18 protein-coding genes are annotated in these 20,986 nt (G+C 57.6%); 16 read left to right on the top strand and 2 right to left on the bottom strand.

Translation table 11 applies throughout. The annotated features are described in order from the left end of the window. Positions 1-187: 187 nt before the first annotated feature. From VEB01_RS15250 to VEB01_RS15220, 7 genes are all read left to right on the top strand, one after another. Positions 188-730 (top strand): chemotaxis protein CheW, encoded by a 543-nt coding sequence (locus VEB01_RS15250; protein ID WP_324876885.1) that lies wholly within the window; start codon positions 188-190, stop codon positions 728-730. 139 nt (positions 731-869) lie between these two features. Beyond that, on the top strand, positions 870-1,676 hold the full coding sequence (locus VEB01_RS15245) for a CheR family methyltransferase (RefSeq protein ID WP_324876883.1): 807 nt from the start codon (positions 870-872) through the stop codon (positions 1,674-1,676). Beyond that, positions 1,673-2,209, top strand: a complete 537-nt coding sequence (locus VEB01_RS15240) for a chemotaxis protein CheD (protein WP_324876881.1) — start codon at positions 1,673-1,675, stop codon at positions 2,207-2,209. The genes VEB01_RS15245 and VEB01_RS15240 overlap by 4 nt, the downstream gene beginning before the upstream one ends. Then, a complete protein-coding gene (locus VEB01_RS15235) occupies positions 2,206-3,282 on the top strand; it encodes a protein-glutamate methylesterase/protein-glutamine glutaminase (RefSeq protein WP_324876879.1) in 1,077 nt (358 codons plus the stop codon). The genes VEB01_RS15240 and VEB01_RS15235 overlap by 4 nt, the downstream gene beginning before the upstream one ends. Before the next feature lie 96 nt (positions 3,283-3,378). Continuing rightward, positions 3,379-5,742, top strand: coding sequence for a putative bifunctional diguanylate cyclase/phosphodiesterase (locus VEB01_RS15230; RefSeq protein ID WP_324876877.1), 2,364 nt, complete (start codon positions 3,379-3,381; stop codon positions 5,740-5,742). A gap of 162 nt (positions 5,743-5,904) precedes the next feature. Beyond that, entirely contained in the window at positions 5,905-8,934 is a 3,030-nt protein-coding gene (locus tag VEB01_RS15225; protein WP_324876875.1) for a PAS domain-containing sensor histidine kinase, read from the top strand. A 569-nt stretch (positions 8,935-9,503) separates the two neighbouring features. Further along, positions 9,504-10,127 (top strand): response regulator transcription factor, encoded by a 624-nt coding sequence (locus VEB01_RS15220; protein WP_324876874.1) that lies wholly within the window; start codon positions 9,504-9,506, stop codon positions 10,125-10,127. 96 nt (positions 10,128-10,223) lie between these two features. Here the strand turns inward: VEB01_RS15220 and groL are convergent, their stop codons facing one another. Together groL and groES are read right to left on the bottom strand one after the other, a co-directional pair. Next, entirely contained in the window at positions 10,224-11,861 is a 1,638-nt protein-coding gene (gene groL, locus VEB01_RS15215; protein ID WP_324876873.1) for a chaperonin GroEL, read from the bottom strand. Between the two features lie 42 nt (positions 11,862-11,903). Next, positions 11,904-12,194 (bottom strand): co-chaperone GroES, encoded by a 291-nt coding sequence (groES, locus tag VEB01_RS15210; RefSeq protein ID WP_324876887.1) that lies wholly within the window; start codon positions 12,192-12,194, stop codon positions 11,904-11,906. Positions 12,195-12,409: 215 nt separating this feature from the next. On the opposite strand from groES, the gene VEB01_RS15205 reads away from it, so the two are divergent. The 9 genes from VEB01_RS15205 to cas7c all read left to right on the top strand — a co-directional run bounded on the left by VEB01_RS15205 (position 12,410) and on the right by cas7c (position 20,833). Continuing rightward, positions 12,410-13,387, top strand: a complete 978-nt coding sequence (locus VEB01_RS15205) for a helix-turn-helix transcriptional regulator (RefSeq protein ID WP_324876871.1) — start codon at positions 12,410-12,412, stop codon at positions 13,385-13,387. 243 nt (positions 13,388-13,630) lie between these two features. Then, the gene (locus VEB01_RS15200) at positions 13,631-13,831 is read left to right on the top strand and encodes a hypothetical protein (RefSeq protein ID WP_324876869.1); all 201 of its coding nucleotides are present in this window, start codon (positions 13,631-13,633) and stop codon (positions 13,829-13,831) included. A gap of 83 nt (positions 13,832-13,914) precedes the next feature. Continuing rightward, positions 13,915-14,211 carry a type II toxin-antitoxin system Phd/YefM family antitoxin gene (locus VEB01_RS15195; RefSeq protein ID WP_324876867.1) on the top strand — a complete coding sequence of 99 codons (297 nt, stop codon included), beginning with the start codon at positions 13,915-13,917 and terminating at the stop codon, positions 14,209-14,211. Further along, positions 14,208-14,651, top strand: coding sequence for a type II toxin-antitoxin system VapC family toxin (locus VEB01_RS15190; protein ID WP_324876865.1), 444 nt, complete (start codon positions 14,208-14,210; stop codon positions 14,649-14,651). The genes VEB01_RS15195 and VEB01_RS15190 overlap by 4 nt, the downstream gene beginning before the upstream one ends. 219 nt (positions 14,652-14,870) lie before the next feature. Continuing rightward, positions 14,871-17,156 carry a CRISPR-associated helicase Cas3' gene (cas3, locus tag VEB01_RS15185; protein WP_324876864.1) on the top strand — a complete coding sequence of 762 codons (2,286 nt, stop codon included), beginning with the start codon at positions 14,871-14,873 and terminating at the stop codon, positions 17,154-17,156. A gap of 174 nt (positions 17,157-17,330) precedes the next feature. After that, positions 17,331-17,456 (top strand): hypothetical protein, encoded by a 126-nt coding sequence (locus tag VEB01_RS15180; protein ID WP_324876862.1) that lies wholly within the window; start codon positions 17,331-17,333, stop codon positions 17,454-17,456. Positions 17,457-17,486: 30 nt separating this feature from the next. Beyond that, positions 17,487-18,191 (top strand): type I-C CRISPR-associated protein Cas5c, encoded by a 705-nt coding sequence (gene cas5c / locus VEB01_RS15175; protein ID WP_324876861.1) that lies wholly within the window; start codon positions 17,487-17,489, stop codon positions 18,189-18,191. Continuing rightward, positions 18,188-19,936: a type I-C CRISPR-associated protein Cas8c/Csd1 gene (cas8c, locus tag VEB01_RS15170; RefSeq protein ID WP_324876860.1), complete on the top strand. Its 1,749-nt coding sequence runs from the start codon at positions 18,188-18,190 to the stop codon at positions 19,934-19,936. The genes cas5c and cas8c overlap by 4 nt, the downstream gene beginning before the upstream one ends. A 12-nt stretch (positions 19,937-19,948) precedes the next feature. Beyond that, the gene (cas7c, locus tag VEB01_RS15165; protein WP_324876858.1) at positions 19,949-20,833 is read left to right on the top strand and encodes a type I-C CRISPR-associated protein Cas7/Csd2; all 885 of its coding nucleotides are present in this window, start codon (positions 19,949-19,951) and stop codon (positions 20,831-20,833) included. Positions 20,834-20,986 lie beyond the last annotated feature (153 nt).

Here is a 20,986-nt window from a genome sequence, read left to right as displayed (position 1 = left end):
GCAATTGCAGCAGCTCATGGAGTTCTTCAAGCTGGCGCAGGGCGAGCCCCGCGGCACACCGGCCACGCCGACCGTCCGCCAAGCCATGCCAGCCCCGGCGCCGCGCCCGCTGGAAACCTACGCCATGAGCGAACACGAGTTAGAAAAATTCTAAGCTAAGAACCCATAAGTAAAAGGAGCCAACGTCATGGCTAATCTCATCGCGACCCAAAAGTCCTTACCTCAAGCCGTTCAAGACGTCGATAGCGCACAGCAATACCTTAGCTTTCAACTAAGCGGCGAGTTGTTCGCCCTCGACATCCTTCACGTCAAAGAAATCCTCGAGTACGGCCAAATCACCCCGGTGCCCATGACCCCTGTCTTTATCCGCGGCGTCATCAACCTGCGCGGGGCGGTGGTGCCGGTGATCGATCTTTCCGCCCGCTTCGGTCGCGCCCCCATCGAGGTGACCCGGAGAAGCTGCATCATCATCGTGGAGGTGCAAAACGATGGTGAGCGCCACGATATCGGCGTGACCGTTGACGCCGTCAACGAAGTGGTGGAGCTTCCGCCGGCCGAAATCGAGCCGGCCCCGGCCTTCGGCGCCAAGCTCCGCACCGAATTCATTACCGGCATGGGCAAACTCAATGGCCGTTTCGTGATCTTGCTGGACCTCGCCAAGGTGCTGTCCATGGACGAGATGGCTTTGCTCGCCGAGATGGGACATGCAGACCATGAAGCCGAAGAATAGCCGGCGGAGCCGCCCTATCGGCGTGCCTGCCCGGCCCTCGGCCATCCGGGACAAATCACCCGTCGAATTCCTGAGCGGCAGAAACGGCGCCGAAATGAATCGTAAGAAAAGTTCACCTAAATGAAGACCGATCTAAACCATGGACTCGTTGACCATCAGCGATCATGAATTCCGGCAATTCCAAAAACTGCTCTACGACATCTCCGGCATTCATCTGTCGCCGGCTAAAAAGCCACTGGTATGCGGACGGCTGGCCCGACGTCTGGGTCAGCACGGACTGAACAGCTACGGGGACTATTTTCGCCTCCTGACCAACGGGGGGGAAACCGAGGAGCTGCAGCACGCCCTCGATCTACTGACCACCAACGAGACCTATTTCTTCCGCGAACCCAAACATTTCGATTTTTTGAAGCAAAACATCCTCTCTGCCCGCCATCCGGCGCGGACCTTTCGCATCTGGAGCGCAGCCTGTTCAAGCGGCGAGGAACCCTACAGCATCGCCATGGTGCTGGCCGAGCGACTGGGTAGCGCCCCTTGGGAGGTTTTGGGTTCCGACATCAGCCGGCGCGTTCTGGAAAAGGCGCGGCTCGGCCATTACCCCATGGAGCGGGCCAAGAATATTCCCAGGGACCACTTGACCCGTTATTGCCTCAAGGGGGTCGGCTCCCAGGAAGGCACTTTCCTCATCGACAAAACCTTAAAAAATCGGATGCGCTTCATGCATATCAATCTGAACGGACCGCTCCCCAAAATCGGCGAGTTCGACGCCATTTTCCTGCGCAACGTGATGATCTACTTCGATCAGGCGGTGAAACGGCAGGTGGTGGCCCGGTTGAGCCGAACGCTGAAATCAGGCGGCTATTTCATCGTCGGCCATGCGGAAACCCTGAACGGCGTCGATGAAACACTGGAACCCGTCGCCCCTACCGTTTACCGCAAACGATGAACTGCTCCGTTCATTCGACTCCCATATTTCGAGAAATCCATCTGCGTCCGGGCGACTTCTACTTCGGACACGGGCCGGTGCGCCTCATCACCCTGCTCGGCTCCTGCGTGGCCGCCATCCTATGGCATCCGCGCCTCCGCGTCGGCGGCATGTGCCATTACGTCTTGCCGGCGCGCTGTCGAGGCACGGAGCAGGAGCCAGACGGACGCTACGCCGATGAAGTTATGGAACTCTTCCGCCGGGAGATCGTACGCATCGGGGCGCCGTCTTCCGAATACCGGGTACGGTTGTTCGGCGGCGGGAAAATGTTTTCGGGCCGGCTCGCGCCTGCCGCCCTGGACGTCGGTACCCGCAACGTGGAAGCCGCCAGATGTCTGGCAATGCACCTCGGTTTGACGGTCGACGAAGAACACCTGGGCGGCATCGGCTATCGGCGGCTGGCGTTCGAACTCTGGAGCGGCAGGACGCTCCTCGAACATCGCCAGGATCTTATCGAACTTTCCGATACGAAAAAAAAGGACAAGCGCTTATGAAAAAAATAAGCGTCATGCTGGTGGACGACTCGGCGGTTGTGCGCCAGGTCATAGGAGACATTTTGAGCCAGGATCCCGCTATCGAGCTCATCGGCGCGGCTTCCGATCCAATTTTCGCCATGGAACGGATGAAGCGGCGCTGGCCGGACGTAATCGTCCTGGACGTGGAAATGCCCCGTATGGACGGGATCACTTTTTTAAAAAAGCTTATGGCGGAACATCCGACTCCGGTGGTGATCTGCTCCTCGCTCACGGAGAAAGGCGCGGAAACCACCATGCAGGCATTATCCAGCGGTGCGGTGGGTATTATCGCCAAAGCCAAATTGGGGATTAAGCAACATCTGCAAAACATCGCCGCGGAACTAACCCATGCCGTCAAATCGGCTGCTCTGGCCAACGTCAAGCGGCTAAGACCGCCCGCGGAGACCTTGCGCAAGATGGAACCCAAGCTTACTGCGGATGCCGTGCTGTCCGTCGCCCATCGTCCGCTGGCGCAGACCACTGATAAAGTGGTCGCCCTGGGAGCCTCCACCGGCGGCACTCAGGCACTGGAAGCGGTGCTCACTTCTCTGCCGCGGGTCTGCCCCGGCATCGTCGTCGTTCAACACATGCCGGAAAAATTCACCACCGCTTTCGCCGACCGCCTGGACAGACTCAGCTCCGTAGAAGTCAAAGAGGCCGCCAACGGCGACCGGGTTTTGCCCGGCCGCGCTCTGATTGCGCCCGGCGGCCGGCATATGCTGCTCAAGCGTAGCGGCGCCCTTTATTACGTAGACGTCGTGGACGGCCCCCTGGTCAATCGGCACTGCCCGTCGGTGGATGTGCTGTTCCGCTCCGTTGCCAACGCCGCAGGAAAAAATGCCTTCGGGGTCATTATGACCGGCATGGGCGATGACGGCGCCCGCGGCCTAAAAGAAATGCGCGAAGCCGGAGGTTTGACCTTGGCCCAGGACGAAGAAACCTGCGTGGTGTACGGCATGCCGAAAGAGGCGGTCAAGCTCGGAGCCGCGGAGCGCAGTATCGCGCTCGAGGATATCCCGGCCGCGATCCTGGATTATGGCGCGAGCAGGTGATTCTCTCAGCTTTATGCGCAAGTACCGACACGACCCGATGAACCTACCAACTCGCCATTTGTATAGCGATAAGGGTAATTCTTGGAACCGGGGTTTATGACGGGCATCGATCTTGAGCGATTGAATCAATCCGCGCTTGCATCCGGTCCCGATACGGAGAGGACAGTCAAACGCATGGCGCTGCTGCTCTTTCCGCTAGGCCTGTTTGCCTTCGGACTCTGGCTGTTCACGCCGGGAACAGCCATTCGTTTCAGCCACTACCCGGCTATTCACACCGTTGCGGAGATTTCCGCCGTCGTCATCGCCATGATGGTATTCGGCATCGGCTGGAGTGCCTACGACAGCAATCGCCCGTTGAGCCAGCCGATTCTCGCCTGCGGCTTCCTAACGATCGGCTTGCTCGACCTCATGCACACCCTGTCGTTTCCGGGAATGCCGGATTTCGTCACGCCCAACAGTCCGGAAAAAGCCATCAATTTCTGGCTGGTTGCACGGTATGTAGCCGCCGCCGTACTCTTGGCCACCGCTTTGCTGCCTTGGCGTCCGATGAATCGGGCCGGGCTTCGGCGCCTCATGCTGGCAGGGAGCCTGGCGTTCACTTCGCTCATCGCCTGGTTCGGGCTTTTCCGGGAAGACCTTTGGCCGCGAACGTTCCTTCCGGGGCAAGGCTTGACGCCATTCGAGGTAAAAGCGGAATACACGCTGGCGTTCATCTATTTAATCATCGCACTAATTCTGCTATGCCGGTTGCGCCGGCCTCAGCCCATTGTCCTGGTGTACCTGATGGGTGCGTCCGCGGTCACGGCCTTGAGCGAGTTGTGTCTCTCCCGGTATCGGGCCGTCAACGATCTGTGCAACTTGGTCGGCCATGTTTACAAGGCGGTCGCCTATTTCCTCGTTTATCGCGGCGTCTTCGTCGATGGCGTGCGCGAACCTTACCTGCGTCTTCAGATATCCCGCGAGGCACTTAGAAAAAGCGAGGCGCGTTTTCAGGATTTGCTGAAATTCGAGCCGGATGGGATCTTGCTTACGGACAGCGCGGGCAACATCGTCATGGCCAATGCCAAAGCGGTGGCCCGCGACATTGCCGAGCAGAAACAATACGAAGCGATGCTGAAATTTCAGGCCACCCACGACTCCCTGACCGCATTGCCGAACCGCTCCCTGTTCCGCAACCGGCTGGAGCGGGCGATGCTGAGGGCGCAGCGCGCCGGCGGCTTAGTCGCGGTGCTCCTAGTCGATCTCGACGATTTCAAGAATGTGAACGACACCTTGGGGCACAATATCGGCGATGAACTGGTGAAACTGATCGGGGCGCGGCTGAAAGCGGCGTTGCGCGAGGGGGATACCGTCGCCCGGCTCGGCGGCGATGAATTCGCCGTACTCCTGCCGCATATCGCCGATCCTTTGTTCGCGGGACGCAAAGCACAGGCACTGCTGGATGCCATCGCACAACCCTGCCGGATCGAGAACCATTATATTTTTATTAGCGCCAGCATCGGTATTACCCTTTATCCCAACGACGGAGACGACGTTCATGGACTGTTGCGCAATGCCGACATGTCCATGTATAAGGCGAAAGAAGAAGAAGAAGAGCGGTGCAAATTCCAGTTCTATACCGCCGAAATGGATGCTCGCCTCCAGGAAAGGCTGGAAATTGTCAACGACCTGCGCAAGGCGTTGGACCAGGGCGAATTCACATTGCATTACCAACCCAGAGTCAGTCTGGTGACCGGTCGAATCTGCGGTGTCGAAGCGCTGATACGTTGGCGTCACCCGGAAAAAGGCTCCATTGCGCCGGGCAAATTCATCCCCATTGCGGAGGAAACCGGCCTGATTGTCCCGATCGGCAACTGGGTGTTCCGCACCGCCTGCGCGCAGGCCAAAGCCTGGCGCGATAAAGGACTCTCTTTCAACCGCATGGCCGTCAATCTGTCGGCGCGTCAATTCGCACAGCCGGATTTGGTCGAAGTAGTTGCCGCCATCGTCGACCAGACCGGTCTTTCGCCACAGACACTCGAACTGGAGATTACCGAGAGTATGCTGATGCGCGACAGATCCATGGCAATCGAGGTGCTGCGGCGCTTGAAGCAACTGGGCGTTTATCTGGCCGTCGATGACTTCGGAACCGGCTACTCCTCCTTGAGCTATCTGAAGCAGTTTCCCTTGGATTATCTCAAGATCGACCAGTCTTTCGTACGCGACTTGATCGAGGATCCCGATGACGCCCGCATCGTCGAAGCCATCATTGTCCTGGCCCACAGCCTCAATCTCGGCGTGATCGCAGAAGGCACCGAAACCCCGGAACAGATCGCATTCCTGCGGGCCCGTCGCTGCGACGAAATGCAGGGTTATTACTTCAGTAAACCGGCGCCGGCCGATGAAGTCGAAGCGATGCTGGCAACCGGCAAATCACTTGAATTGGCCATCGCATCGCCACCGTTCTCGTTAATCCCATAGGTCTGACAATCGACGCCTGATCTCGTGATACTCATTTAATAAAAACGTTAAATTCTTAAGCTTATCCTCTATTTAAACTACCGGACGCAGACAAACCCACGCCGCTTATCCAAACGGAGGGATATCCATGTCTGAAAATCGCTTTCTCCTGCCAATCCACAAATGAAGCTAGCTTTCGCTATCGGCGCCTTAGGACTGTTAGTCCTGATCGGCATGTATTTTGATCCATCGCTATTCGACCACTGGATTCCCGACGTCACCGGGATGGGACTCAACAGCTCGTTCTGCTTCGCCGCAGCGGGAATCGCCTTGGCGCTCCCGCCAGACCAATATAAGTACTTGCGAAGGATTCTGGGCGCCGGTGCGGGCATAATAGCCGCGTCGGTATTGGCGCAATACGCTTGGCATCTTCGCTTGCCTTTCCTATTCGAGCCATCCGCTTTGGATCTGCTCGAAACTCTAAATACACTCTCGTGGCCCGACAAAATGGCGGCGGCAACCGCCTTAGCTTTCTTTTTGGGCGGCCTCGTCTTGGCCGTGATGGATTCGATCCGCAACTGGCTCGCCGGACTGTTAATCCATATCGCCATCGGCTTTGTTTTCGTTATGGGCTCGATCGCCCTGAGCGGGTATTTGTTCGGAGTCGAGCTGTTCGGGCATGCCGCCGCCCTCTCTCGAACGCCCATTTCGCCGACAGCCTTTATGAGTTGGCCGACTGCTCTCGGGCTGATGCTGCTGGCGGCAGGGCTAACCCGGCTGGCGAGCCGGACATCCTGGTTTTCGGCTTTCTATCGCGAGCGGCGTGATCGTCAATTGGTCGTATTGACCGCCGTCTTGCTTGCGACGATCACCCCGACCGCCGGCGTCGTCGGAGCCGGCTTGCTGGCGCAAAAGTTGGCGCCTACTTTTCAAAATACCTTGCAGGAATCCCTCCGGGTCAACACGCTGCTTCTGCAAAGTGAAATCGAATCCGCCCAACGCCAGGCCGCGCAGCTAATAGCTTGGGTCGGCGGAAGCCCGCAATCCCTGAAGGATAAGCTGGGCATGGCCCGGCTCGACGACCCATCGGGCGGCATAGCTTACGTGAAACTCACCAGTAATCTTGGAAACCAGTTATCCGCTTGGGGTCAAGCACTGACAGAACCGGCGATTCGCGTTTCCTTGCCAGGGGATTTTCCGACTTGGCTCCTATGGGACAAGAATTGGGTCATGGAAATGCATCTTTCCGCCGGTGAAGGCGACGAACGTCATACGATGGAAGTGCAGATCCGGCTGCCCAATGTCGGCAAGCTATTCAATTACGCCCAGGAACTCGGTGAAACCGGCGAGGTGCTGTTGTGTGCCGGCCGAGGCAAGGGCATGGCCTGCTTTCCGACCCGTTTCATCCAACGGCCGTTCTCGTTCGAGAGCCGGCTCGGCATCGACGGCCTGCCCTTGCCCATGGATTTTGCCTTGTCCGACAAACGGGGCATAGTCGTCACCAAAGATTACCGCGGCGAAAAAGTGCTCGCGGCGTATAGCCCGGTCGGGAATAGCGGGCTCGGCATGGTGCAAAAAATGGATGCGCGCGAACTCTACTGGCCCATGCGCCAGCCATTTTCGTCGGCGCTGCTGGTAATCGGTCTGATTACGGCCAGCCTGCTGATCTTGCAGCGCTGGGCGCAGCCTCTGTTGAATCATTTGCTACGAGCCGAGCCCCATATTCGCACGATTCTGGACCACGTGCCATCCGGAGTGATTACCACCGACGAGCTTGGACGAATCGAGACCTTCAACCCGGCCGCAACTCGCATCTTCGGTTATCCGCCGAAAGCCATAATCGGGCAAAGCATCAATCAGCTGATACCGGAAACGGAAGCCAAGAAGTATGACGGTTATGTGCAGCGGCATAAGGGAATGCCCAGGGCTGTGGGCGTTGGCTTTCGAACTCTGCAGGGTCAGCGCAAGGATGGCTCCGTTTTTCCCATGGAAATCACCATCAACGAGTTCCACTTGGATGGCAAACGGCATTTCACCGCCATAGTTCGGGACGTCACTATCCTCAAAAACACCGAGCTGATGTTGCGGGAAAGCGAGGCGAAATTGAAAGGCATTGCCCGCAACGTACCCGGCATAGTGTTTCAATTGCAACAAAGTCCGGATGGAACACTGACCTTCACCTATGTGAGCGAGGGCGCCGTGGCAGTCAGCGGAACCCCGCCGGAACAGCTTCTCTATGACGCAGCAGCGTTCACAAGCCTGATTTTTTCCGACGACTTGGCCTCCTTTCGAGAAACGATGGCCCATTCCGCCGACACCTCGGCGGCCTGGAATTGGGAGGGACGCATTCGCCCGCCCGCTGCCGACTACGAAGAGAAATGGATCAATGTGCGCGCCACCCCTCGCTCTGTCGATCGCGGCACTGTGTGGGAAGGCGTCATTCTCAACGTTACCGATAGTAAACGGAGGGAGCAGGAAATCCGTGAATCCCGTGAACTCTTGCAGCATCTGGTCGCCCATCGGGAGAATTTAAGAGAAGAAGAAAAGAAACGGATTGCTCGGGAGATCCACGACGAACTGGGTCAGATCCTAACCGCCATGAAGATGGACATTTCGCTCATTCGAATGAGCTTTTGTCAAAACAACCCCGAATTGACGGAAAAAATACAAACACTGCGAACCTTAGTGGATCGAACCGTTGAAGTGGTGCGAAACATATCGACCGATTTACGTCCCAGCACGCTTGATCTGGGAATTGCATCCGCATTGGAATGGCTAGTCAAAGAATTCGCGACCCGTACCGGCATCCCATGTGTTTTGATCAAAATGGCCGACATCTCATTGGATGAGCAACTGTCCATCGCGATATTCCGTATCGCTCAGGAATCATTGACCAACGTGGCGAAACATGCCAATGCCGGCCGTGTCTCCGTGCTGTTGGCTTGCGAGGATGATCGTATTCGCGTCGAAATACAGGACGATGGCTGCGGTTTCGATGTGACAGCCAAACACAAGCACAAATCCTTTGGCCTTTTGGGAATCCAGGAACGGGCATCGGCATTGGGCGGCGAGTTCGATATACACAGTGTGCCGAAAAAAGGTACTCGGCTTGAAGTTCGGCTGCCCCTTAAAATACCTGCCTCCGCTGGTAGCGGCGATCCAACCATCATTCAAACGAATCTGGCCGCCTCAGATGTTGTGAAAAAAACCTAAGGGGCGCTCCAAGTCCGCGCCGACAAGTCGGCAGGGCGAGACGCAATGCGGCGAGCGGGCAGGCCAGGGAAGGACTGCCCCGGACTCGCGGGCGAAGCCGGACGGCGTAGCGCGGCGAGGCCGATTTACTCGCCTCATCCTTGAGGCTCGCCCTTCGGGCCGTGCTTCGCACGTTCCAATTTGCTCCCGGCAAATTGGTGCGCGGCGATGGCCGCCCGGAGGGTGCCGCACAGGGAATGTTCGGCATGAGAAGCGAGGAGTACTGCCCTCACCCCGGCCCAATGTTGTCGGGCTTTCCTGCCCGACACCCTCCGGGCGAGTTCCACTCGACCAAATTCGCTCCCGGCGAATTTGGTCGAGTGGAAGAGGGAGATTAACGAATCGCTCGCGCGATGCTTTCGTTGGATCGAGTACGTTGGGCATCGCAGGCGCAGGACTCGGAACGCGCATGAATTTTTTCATAACCTATCAGGCGGTAGTTCATTTCCTTGACGAGCGCTAAACCACTCACTAACAGTTTGTATCCGCGCCAAACAATTCGAGGCTCTTCGAAAACTGGAAGGTAATTGATGATCAAAATTCTCGTAGCCGACGACCACCCCATTGTTCGCAATGGGATAAATCAAATTTTGTCTACGGTGGTTAGTTTCACGGTCGTAGACGAAGCGATAAGCGCGGTCGAGGTGTTGGACAAGTGTCGCCGGAGCGATATCGATGTCCTGCTTTTGGATTTGTCCATGCCGGGCGCTCAAGGTGTCGATTTGATCAAGCGCATCCATCGGGTCAGACCATCGCTTCCGATACTTATCCTGTCTATGCACGCCTCGGGACAGATCGCCACGGAAGCCATCAAAGCGGGCGCTGCGGGCTATATCACCAAAGACAGCGAACCGGAAATCTTAATCGCCGGCATACAAAAAGTGGCAACCGGCCAACGATTCATAGAACCTTCGCTGGCGGAAAAAATAGTTTTCACCATGGTGCCGGATCAGCTTCCCCACGCGATACTTTCGCAACGCGAGCGACAGGTTCTCCGCCTTTTCGCTTCGGGTAAGCGAGTTCAGGATATCGCCGAAGCGCTATCCCTGAGCGAAAAAACCGTCAGCACCCATAAAACTCGTCTTATGCGCAAGCTCAGCGTCAAAAATAATGCCGATCTGATCCGGTATGCCGTTGAGTATGATTTGACCTGACAACCGGCCGGCCGCAGCAACCAGGACGAATAGGGAAGTCACAAAAAAGCCCCATCCGAGGATGGGGCTTTTTGCATCCCTAAGATCGAGCGGCGATTACATCATGTCGCCCATGCCGCCCATTCCGCCCATGCCGCCCGGCATCGGGGCTTCTTCCTTCGGCTCTTCGGCAATCATCGCCTCGGTGGTGATCATGAGGCCGGCCACGGAAGCCGCGTTCTGCAGCGCAGTGCGGGTCACTTTCGCCGGGTCCAGAATACCCATGGCAACCATGTCGCCGAACTCGCCGGTGGCCGCGTTGTAGCCAAAATTGCCCGAACCTTCGGCCACCTTGTTCAAAACCACGGAAGCTTCGTCGCCGGCATTGGCCACGATCTGGCGCAGCGGCTCTTCCATCGCACGGCGAGCGATGCCGATGCCGACGTCCTGGTCATGGTTCGCACCCTTCAGATCCTTGATTTTCTGCAGCGCGCGGATCAACGCCACGCCGCCGCCCGGCACGATGCCTTCTTCGACGGCGGCACGGGTCGCGTGCAGCGCGTCTTCCACGCGGGCTTTCTTTTCCTTCATTTCGACTTCGGTGGCCGCGCCGACCTTGATCACCGCAACACCGCCGGCCAGCTTGGCCAAACGCTCTTGCAGCTTCTCTCTGTCGTAATCGGACGTGGTATCGTCGACCTGCTTGCGGATCTGGGCGATACGGCCCTGAATCTGATCGGAGCTGCCGGCACCGTCGATGATGGTGGTTTCTTCCTTGCTGATTTGAATCCGCTTCGCGCTGCCGAGATCGTTCAGGGTCGCCTTTTCGAGGCTCAGACCGACGTCTTCGGAAATCACGGTACCGCCGGTCAGGATGGCGATGTCTTCCAACATGGCTTTACGGCGGTCGCCGAAGCCGGGAGCTTTAACGGCGCAGACCTTGATGATGCCGCGCATGTTGTTGACGACCAGGGTCGCCAGCGCTTCGCCTTCGACGTCTTCCGCGATGACCAGCAGCGGACGGCCGGATTTGGCCACGCCTTCGAGCACCGGCAGCATGTCGCGGATGCTGGAGATCTTTTTCTCGCAGATGAGGATCAGCGGGTTTTCCAACTCGGCGCTCATGCTCTGCTGATTGTTGATGAAGTACGGCGACAAATAGCCGCGGTCGAACTGCATGCCTTCGACCACGTCGAGGCTGTTTTCGAGGCCCGAACCGTCTTCCACGGTGATGACGCCTTCCTTGCCGACTTTATCCATGGCTTCGGCAATGATCTTGCCGATGCTGTCGTCGGAATTGGCGGAAATGGTGCCGACCTGGGCGATGGCGTTGCTGTCGGCGCAGGGCACGGACATGGCATGGATGGCGTCAACGGCGGCGACGGTGGCTTTATCAATGCCACGCTTTAGATCCATCGGGTTCATGCCGGCGGCAACGGCCTTCAAGCCCTCGACGAGAATGGATTGCGCCAGAACGGTGGCGGTGGTGGTGCCGTCGCCCGCGACATCGGAGGTTTGGGATGCGACTTCCTTCACCATCTGGGCGCCCATGTTCTCGAACTTGTCGGACAGTTCGATATCCTTCGCCACGGATACGCCGTCCTTGGTTACGGTCGGCGCGCCGAAGCTCTTTTCGAGCACGACATTGCGGCCTTTCGGACCCAGGGTCACTTTCACCGCCTGTGCCAAAATGTTAACCCCGCGAACCATGCGGGTACGTGCGTCATCGCCAAATCTTACGTCTTTCGCTGCCATTACGATTTACCTTCGTTGGTTAATGTTGAATTCCGGGCGCGCTCAGTCTTCGAGCACAGCCATGATGTCTTCTTCGCGCATGACAAGGATGTCATCGCCGTCGAGTTTCACTTCGGTGCCGGAATATTTGCCGAACAGCACCTTGTCGCCCACTTTGACTTGCAGCGCGCGCACTTGCCCGTTGTCCAGAGTTTTGCCGTTACCCACCGCGACGATTTCGCCGCGCATCGGTTTTTCCGCCGCGGTATCTGGAATCACGATTCCACCCGCTGAAGTACGTTCCTCTTCAAGGCGCTTCACGATGACACGGTCATTCAAGGGACGAATTTTCATCATACTCTCCTGTTCCGACTGATGATTTATTGGCTAACGGAGCGATCGACCAGATCCCCTTGTTAGCACTCGACTAAAACGAGTGCTAATCATAGCCGTCGAATATTTCATGTCAAGGTCAGCGTTCATCCGGTCCCTGTGAAATAGTTACGCGAATCCGAAACTTTCCTGGGTTAAGATTCCGTTCGTGCGAAACCCACCGCGAGAAAAAGAACATGGACCGCACCGAACGCTTCTACAAAATCGACCAACTGCTTCGCGAGAGACCTTCCTTATCGCTAAAAGCCCTCGTTGAGGAATTGGGCATATCGGCGGCGACGTTCAAGCGCGATATCGAATATATGCGCAATCGGTTCAACGCGCCGATCGTTTGGGACCGAAAAACCCGCGGTTACCGCTTCAGACAGCGCAGCGACGAAACGGCCTACGAGCTGCCGGGGCTCTGGTTCAATGCCTCGGAAATCCACGCCCTCCTTACCATGCGCCAATTGCTCGCGGACTTGCAGCCGGGCCTTCTGGAACCGCATATCCAGCCGCTGCTCGCCCGCCTCAACGCCCTGCTCGGCACCGGCGACCACGAATGGCAGGAAGTGGAAAAACGCGTCCGGGTGTTTCACGTCGCGCGAAGAACCGTCGATCTTCAGCATTTCGAAGTGGTAGCGACGGCGCTGCTCAAACGCCGCCGGCTGCGGATCGTTCACTACAACCGCGGCACGGATGAAACTTCCGAGCGCGTCGTGTCGCCGCAACGGCTGATTCATTACCGCGAAAACTGGTACCTGGACGCCTGGTGCCATCTCCGCGAAGCCATCCGGAGCTTCGCGGTGGATGCGCTCCGGTCCGCATCGATATTGAACGAGCCCGCCATAGACATCCTGGATGAGGAATTGGATCGGGAACTGGCCCCCGGCTACGGCATTTTCTCCGGAAGCGACATCCGCTGGGCCGAATTGCGCTTCACGCCCGAGCGCGCCCGCTGGGTCAGCCGCGAAATATGGCATCCCAAGCAAAAAAGCCGCTTCGAGCCGGATGGTGCTTATACGCTCGAAATCCCCTACTCCGACGACCGCGAACTCATCATGGACATTCTCAAACACGGCGCGGAGGTCGAAGTCCTGGCACCCGAATCGCTTCGAAAACAACTGCAGAAAACGATTCGGGCGATGGCCGCCCGCTATCAAAGCTCCGAATAAATGCAGAAACCGCTCGTGTTGAGCCCTTCGACTGCGCTCAGGATGAACTCCGCGAAGCAGCATCGAAACACGCTAACTCCGGCACTTCGACTCCGCGCTAGCGCGCTACGCTCAGTGCGAGCGGATTTGTTCAGAGCTTTCCTACGGATAAAAAAATTTTCACGGATCGATTTAGTGGCTCACGCCCTGAGCGACTACCTATCGTAGAGTATCTCCGTCGTTACACCCATCGGAGATACGATCATGTTCAACATCTTCTTTTCCATCCGGAAATTCCGGAACGCTCAGGCTGTTGCAAACTCCTCCATTAGCCATTCCTCCGGCCCTTCACAGCCGCAGCCGTTCTCCAGCCAACCGCCCGCCACTTCGGCACGCATCGACTATGACATACCGACCTATATCCGGCGGGGGATTAAGCTCAGCGTATCTGCTTGGAAGAACTAAGCGCTGAGCGATGCGATAGGTGCCAAGCCGAGAATCCGATAAAATGACCACATCAAGTGGTCATATATATCGAGGTGGAAATCATGAAAATCACTGCGGCGGAATTCAAGGCCAAATGCTTGAAACTGATGGATGAAGTCAACAAGACCCATGAGCCAGTCGTCATCACCAAGCGTGGCAAACCTATCGCCAAACTGGTGCCAATCGAAGAGCCGTCGGAAACCCAGTTCGGTTATATGAAAGGTACGGTCACCGTTTCGGGGGATATCGTTTCCCCTATCGATGAGCCTTGGAGCGCCCTCACCGGCGACGAGGATGATCTTTACCGCGATCTCGCGCCCGGCGGGCAACCTGATGATGAACACCGGGAAAACAAATGAATGGGCTGTTGTTGGATACTCACGCCTGGATTTGGTACGCCGAAGGCATCGCCCAGCGCTTGCCGGCGAATGCGGTAGCACAAATCGAAGCTATGCGCAGACAGTCGCGATTGTTCATCTCCACGGTATCGATTTGGGAAATCGGCATGCTGCAAAACAAACGCAAACTCACGCTCTCGGCGGCGATCAATGTTTGGGTCGAGCGCGCAACGGCTTTGCCGGGACTCCGGTTACTGCCTTTGGATGTCGAGAGCGCCCTGGAAAGTACCCAGCTTCCCGGCCCGATCCACGGCGATCCCGCCGACCGTTTTCTAATCGCCATCGCGCGAGTAAAGGGTCTGCATCTGATGACCGCCGACAAGAAGATCATCGAGTATGGGCGGGAGGGTTATCTCAATGTTTTCGAATTAGGGGGCGCGAAGGAAAACACATTGCCTTGAGGTTTCAGGAAATTTCGCTTGTTTTCCCAAAGAAGTTTTGAAGCCGATCCGCTAGATGAGCCTGCGCCGCAACGAAGTCGCCGAGGTGGTTTCCAGCCAACCGCCGGATCCTTCAGCACGTATGGCTACGACATTCCGCCTTACATTCGACGGGGTGATTAAGCTCAGCAGGATTGACTCGAACACTGATTATTTTTAATAAAAAAAGGTATTTGACTCATGGGAAACCCCATCGCCCACGTCCGCCAAACCGAAACCGGTGAATTCATCACCCATGACCTTGCCGAACATCTCCGTGGCGTCGCCGAACTCGGCCGCGAATTCGCGGAAGTATTCGGAAGCGGCGACTGGGCTTATCTGGCCGGTATTTGGCATGATCTCGGGAAATATCGGGAGCGGTTTCAACGCTACATTCGCCAGTCCAGCGGCTACGATCCGGATGCCCATATCGAAGGCAGGCCCGGCAAGGCCCCGCATTCCACGGCAGGCGCTTTGCTGGCCTGTGATCAGTTCAACGAAGCGGGCCGCGTGCTGGCTTACCTGATTGCCGGACATCATGCCGGACTGTACGACTGGCACGGCGGGCTCAAAGCCCGGTTGGACAGCGAAGACGCTCGCAAAGAATTGCAAGAGGCTATCAATGCCTCCCCGCCGGCCGAGATTCTCGCGGCCGGCGACGCATTCCGACCCGACCTGCGCCAAGTACCCGGCCTCAAGGACGGGTTCGCCCTATGGATACGGATGCTGTTTTCCTGCCTGGTGGACGCCGATTTTCTCGATACCGAGGCCTTCATGGACGAAGGCAAGGCCGAGCGGCGCGGCGACTATCCGGAAATTCCCGCGCTTCTGGAATGCTTCAACCGCCATATGGACGAAATGGCGAACCGATTGGCCGAGAAAGGCCCGCTGACACCCGTCAACCAACTCCGGACGGACATTCTGCGCCAGTGCCGGGAGCGCGCCGCCGAGTCGCCCGGCCTGTTTTCGCTTACCGTTCCCACCGGCGGCGGCAAAACCCTGTCCAGCATGGCTTTCGCCTTGGAACATGCCCAAGGCCATGGCAAGCACCGCGTCATCTACGTCATCCCTTACACCAGCATCATCGAACAGACCGCCGACGTGTTCCGCGAGGTGTTCCGGCGCCTCGAACCCGATCCGGTCATCGAACACCACAGCAACGCCGAAACGGATGCGAGCGACGAGACTTCGAAAAGCCGATTGGCATCTGAAAACTGGGATGCCCCCATCGTCGTCACTACCAACGTCCAGTTCTTCGAATCCTTATTCGCCGCCCGGACTTCCCGCTGCCGCAAGCTGCACAACATCGTGAACAGCGTAGTGGTGCTGGACGAAGCTCAACTGCTACCACCGGAATTCCTGCAACCCATCCTCGATGTTCTCAACCTCTTAACCCGGCACTATAGCGCGTCCGTTGTGCTCTCCACCGCCACCCAGCCGGCCTTGTCCACCCGTGAATATTTCGATCCCCAGCAGAATCTGCGGGGGTTAGAAAATGTGCGCGAACTGATGAAAGACGGTCCTTTCATCCATGATCCCAACGAGCTTTACGAGGCGCTTAAACGAGTTGACGTGACGCTTCCGTCCGACTGGCAGGCGCCGGTGACTTGGGAAACCCTGGCCGAGGAACTGCAAGAACATGATAGCGTCCTGTGCATCGTCAACCGCCGGAAGGACGCCCGCGAGCTTTTCAAGCTCATGCCCGAAGGCACCTTGCATCTCTCGGCCCTGATGTGTGGTGCGCACCGGTCGGACGTTATCCGACTCATCAAGAAACGGCTCAAGGCGGGAGAATCTGTCCGGGTCATCAGCACGCAATTGGTTGAAGCCGGGGTTGATCTGGATTTTCCGGTAGTCTATCGAGCGCTCGCCGGGCTAGATTCCATCGCCCAGGCGGCGGGACGATGCAATCGGGAAGGGGTGCTGGAACAGGGCGAAGTGGTCGTTTTCATTCCACCCAAAGCGGCCCCGCCCGGCCACTTGCGTAAAGCCGAAGATGCCAGCCGTACGGTACTCCACGGAGCGATTGCCGATCCCTTGGACCGCACTCTGTTCGCCCGTTACTTCGAGCAGTTCTATTACGCCTGCCAACTCGACGAACACGGTATCGGAAAATTGCTGGAAGTGGACGGCCGGACACTCGCCATCAACTTCCGCACTGCCGCTGAGAAATTCCGCTTGATCCGGGACGAGGACAGCGCGACCGTCGTGGTCCGCTACCATGGCCTCGACTATTCCGACGATACCGTGGATGCACTTTTGGGCAAGCTGCGGAAGGACGGCCCGGAACGCTGGCTGATGCGCAAGTTGCAGCGCTATACCGTTTCGGTACCGCGAAGAGACGTGCAGCGCTGGGCGCAGCTTGGGGATGTGCAGGAATGGCAGCCCGGCTTGTTCGTTCAGGTTAGCGACGTCGGGTATTCGAACGAACTCGGACTGGTGATGGGAGATGAAGAGACTCTTCGCTCACAGGTGCTGATTGGGTAGCAGGGGCGGAAGCCCCTGCCAGTTTCAACCTAGACACAGTCTTCGTTTCAATCCACGTCCAGTAAGGACAGGCGAATTATGCGCTTATAGCGGTGAAGTAACAATGTTACCTATACTCATTATTCGAATCAGTGATACTCTTTGCCCGTCGCTCCAATGTGATGAGGTAATGCTGTGGATTGGAAAGGGGTCATTTACGAGTTGCGCTTGTTAGCTATGGAATTGCCCGTTGATCGCTTCTATGCGCTGTATCTATTGCTCGCGCTCTGGGTGGTCAAGCACCTAACCCGAAGCCAATAACGCGAGAAAAAGGAAATAGGAGAAGGTACTTTGATTAGCTACTGCCTTGAAGTCTCAGGCGATTTCGCTTGTTTCACCCGGCCGGAAATGAAAGTCGAGCGGGTGAGCTACGACGTGATGACGCCCTCTGCCGCCCGCGCGGTGTTCGAGGCCATCCTCTGGAAACCGGCCATCCGCTGGCATATTCGCCGCATTGAGGTCTTGAAGCCGATCCGCTGGATGTCTTTGCGCCGCAATGAAGTTGCCGGAGTGATTTCACATGCCAACGTAAAGAGCGCCATGAAAACGGGTAGCGGCAACCTGGCGCAATTTATCGAGGACGAGCGCCAGCAGCGCGCCGGATTATTCTTACGCGATGTGGCTTACCGCATTCACGCCGACCTGGAAGTAAAGCCGAATGCCGGTGCGGAAAACCCGCCGATCAAATACCGGGAAATGTTCGAGCGCCGCGCCGGAAAGGGCCAGTGTGTGAACCAGCCCTATCTCGGCTGCCGCGAATTTGCTGCCCGCTTTCGCTGGGTGGAAAACCCCGAGTCGGAACCCGCCGACCGCTCGGCGCTCGATGACCGGAGCCAGGCCGAATTGGGATTCGGACGTCCGCGCGAACTGGGCTACATGCTGTACGATCTGGATTTCACTAAGCCGAACGATCCGCAGCCACTTTTTTTCCGCGCCCAGTTAAAAGACGGCTCGGTGGAAATTCCCGACCGCGAAAGCGAAGAGGTACGGGGATGATTCTGCAAGCCTTGCACGACTACTACCACCGCAAGCAGCTCTCGGACGATCCGAAGGACCGGCTGCCCGCTTTTGGCCTGGAAGAAAAGGAAATCCCCTTCGTCATTGAAATCGACGGTGAGGGCCGTTTCGTCAATCTATCCGACACCCGCTCCGGGGAGGGCAAGAAGAAAACCGGGCAGCGTTTTTTGGTGCCCCAGGGAGTGAAAAAAACTTCAGGCGTAGCGGCCAACCTGCTCTGGGACAACGCGGAATATGTCCTCGGCATAGATACGCGCGGCAAGCTGGAGCGAGTCGCACAACAACGTGTAGCATTCCGGAACCGGCTCGATGAACTCCCGGAGCAGGTGCGAGCCGATCCCGGTCTCCGCGCCGTCCGGGCGTTTCTCGACCGGCTCGATATGACTCCCTTGGAGAGCCATCCCGCCTGGAACGATGTGCTCGCAACCAATCCGCTCATGAGTTTCCGCTTGCATGGCGACATCGAACTGGTGTGCCAGCGGCCTGCCGTAGCCACTGCGACCACGTCAACAGCCACGGACGAAACGGCACCCACCGGAACCTGCCTGGTCACGGGTGAGACATCGCCGATCGAGCGCCTGCATCCGGCAATCAAAGGCGTGTGGGGCGCGCAAACAGCCGGCGCGAATATCGTCTCATTCAACTGCCGTGCTTTCGAATCCTACGGCAAAATCGAGCGGCAGGGCGAAAACGCGCCGGTCGGCAAACCCGCCGTCTTCGCCTACACCACCGCGCTAAATCACCTGCTGGCCCGCGACTCGCGTCAGCGCGTCCAAGTCGGCGATGCGTCCACCGTGTTCTGGGCGGAACAGCCCCACGACTTGGAAACCATGGCGGCGGATTTGTTCGGCGAGCCACCCAAGGATGAACCCGACCGCGGCGTGGACGCCTTGAAGGCGCTCTATAGCTCCGTCGAGTCGGGTAAATTCACGGTGGGCGATGCCGACGCCCGCTTTCATGTTCTAGGGCTCGCTCCCAATGCGGCCCGCATCAGCATCCGCTTTTGGGAAACCGCCCCGGCCTACGAACTGGCCCGCAGGCTCAAGCGCCATTTCGACGATCTCAAGATTGCCCGAGCGCCCAACGATCCCGAACACCTGTCGCTATTCCGGCTCTTGGCTTCTATCGCCGTACAGGGCAAGGCCGACAACATCCCGCCCAATCTCGGCGGCGACTTCATCCGCGCCATTCTCGAAGACCTCCCCTACCCCGTCACGCTGCTCAATTCTGCCGTGCAGCGCTGCCGAGCAGAACACAAAGTGACCTACCCGCGCGCGGCGGCACTGAAAGCCTGGCTGAACCGGGATATCCGTAGAATCAACCGCAACACATCCGAACCTGAGAAGGAGTTTGAACCCATGCTCGATACCGGAAATCCTAGCCCCGCCTATCGCCTCGGCCGTCTATTCGCCGCGCTGGAAAAAATCCAGGAAGAGGCCAGTCCCGGCCTCAACGCCACCGTTCGCGACCGTTATTACGGCGCCGCATCCAGTACGCCAGTAGCGGTATTCACCACTTTGCTGCGACTAAAAAACCACCATTTGGGCAAGCTACCGCGAGGCCGGGCAGTGCAGATGGAAAAGCTGATCGGCGAAATCATCGAAGGCCTGGCCGATTTCCCGCGCATTCTCGCTCTGCCCGAACAAGGCCGCTTTGCCCTGGGCTATTACCACCAGCGCCAGTCCTTTTTTACGAAACACGAAGATCAACCGGGCGAAAAATAAGGAGAAAAACCAATGAGTCTGAACAAACGCTACGACTTCGTTCTGCTGTTCGATGTGAAAGACGGCAATCCCAACGGCGACCCCGATGCCGGCAACCTACCCCGTCTCGATGCCGAAACCGGCCATGGCTTGGTAACCGACGTATCGCTCAAGCGCAAGGTGCGTAACTACATCGGCATGGCCAAGCGCGATCAACCACCCCATGAAATCTACGTAAAAGAAAAAGCCATCCTCAACGATCAGCACGAACGGGCTTACATTGGAATTGGAAAAGAAGACTTGCTCAATGGGGACGACAAGAAGCGCAAAGGCGGCGAGGCGGTGGATGAAGCCCGCACCTGGATGTGCCGCAATTTCTACGATGTGCGCACCTTCGGCGCGGTTATGTCCACCAAGATCAACTGCGGTCAGGTACGCGGCCCGGTGCAGATGACCTTCGCCCGTTCGGTCGATCCCATCATCGCCCAGGAACATTCCATCACCCGCATGGCAGTCGCTACGAAAGAGGAAGCGGAGAAGCAGGACGGCGACAACCGCACCATGGGCCGCAAGCACACCGTCCCCTACGGCTTGTATGTGGCCCACGGCTTCGTCTCGGCCTTTCTCGCCAAGCAGACCGGTTTTTCCGAAGACGATCTGGAATTGGTTTGGCAAAGCTTGGAAAACATGTTCGAGCACGACCGCTCCGCCGCCCGCGGCGAAATGGCGACGCGCGGGTTGTATGTGTTCGAGCATGATTCCGAACTGGGCAATGCCCATGCTCATAACCTGTTCGAGCGCATCCGTCCGCAGCTCAAGGACGGCATCACCGTGCCGCGCAGCTTTGCGGATTACGAGGTCGCAATCGATGAGGCAGAGCTTCCGGCTGGTGTGAACCTTACTCGGCGAGTGGGCTGAAGGTACTTCCACGACTAGTGCTTCGCCACGGTAGCAGTGCAATGTTTGGTCATGTCTTGGGTCTGATGATTGTCTGGAAGCCAGGAGACGATCATGCGAACCCAGAAATACGCAGTGAAACTGACGGCCGAGGCGCGCTCGGCCGTGGAACGC

The sequence above is a fragment of the Methylocaldum sp. genome (assembly GCF_035627495.1).
Classification (GTDB): Bacteria; Pseudomonadota; Gammaproteobacteria; order Methylococcales; family Methylococcaceae; genus Methylocaldum.
This window is presented reverse-complemented; position numbering and strand designations above follow the sequence as displayed.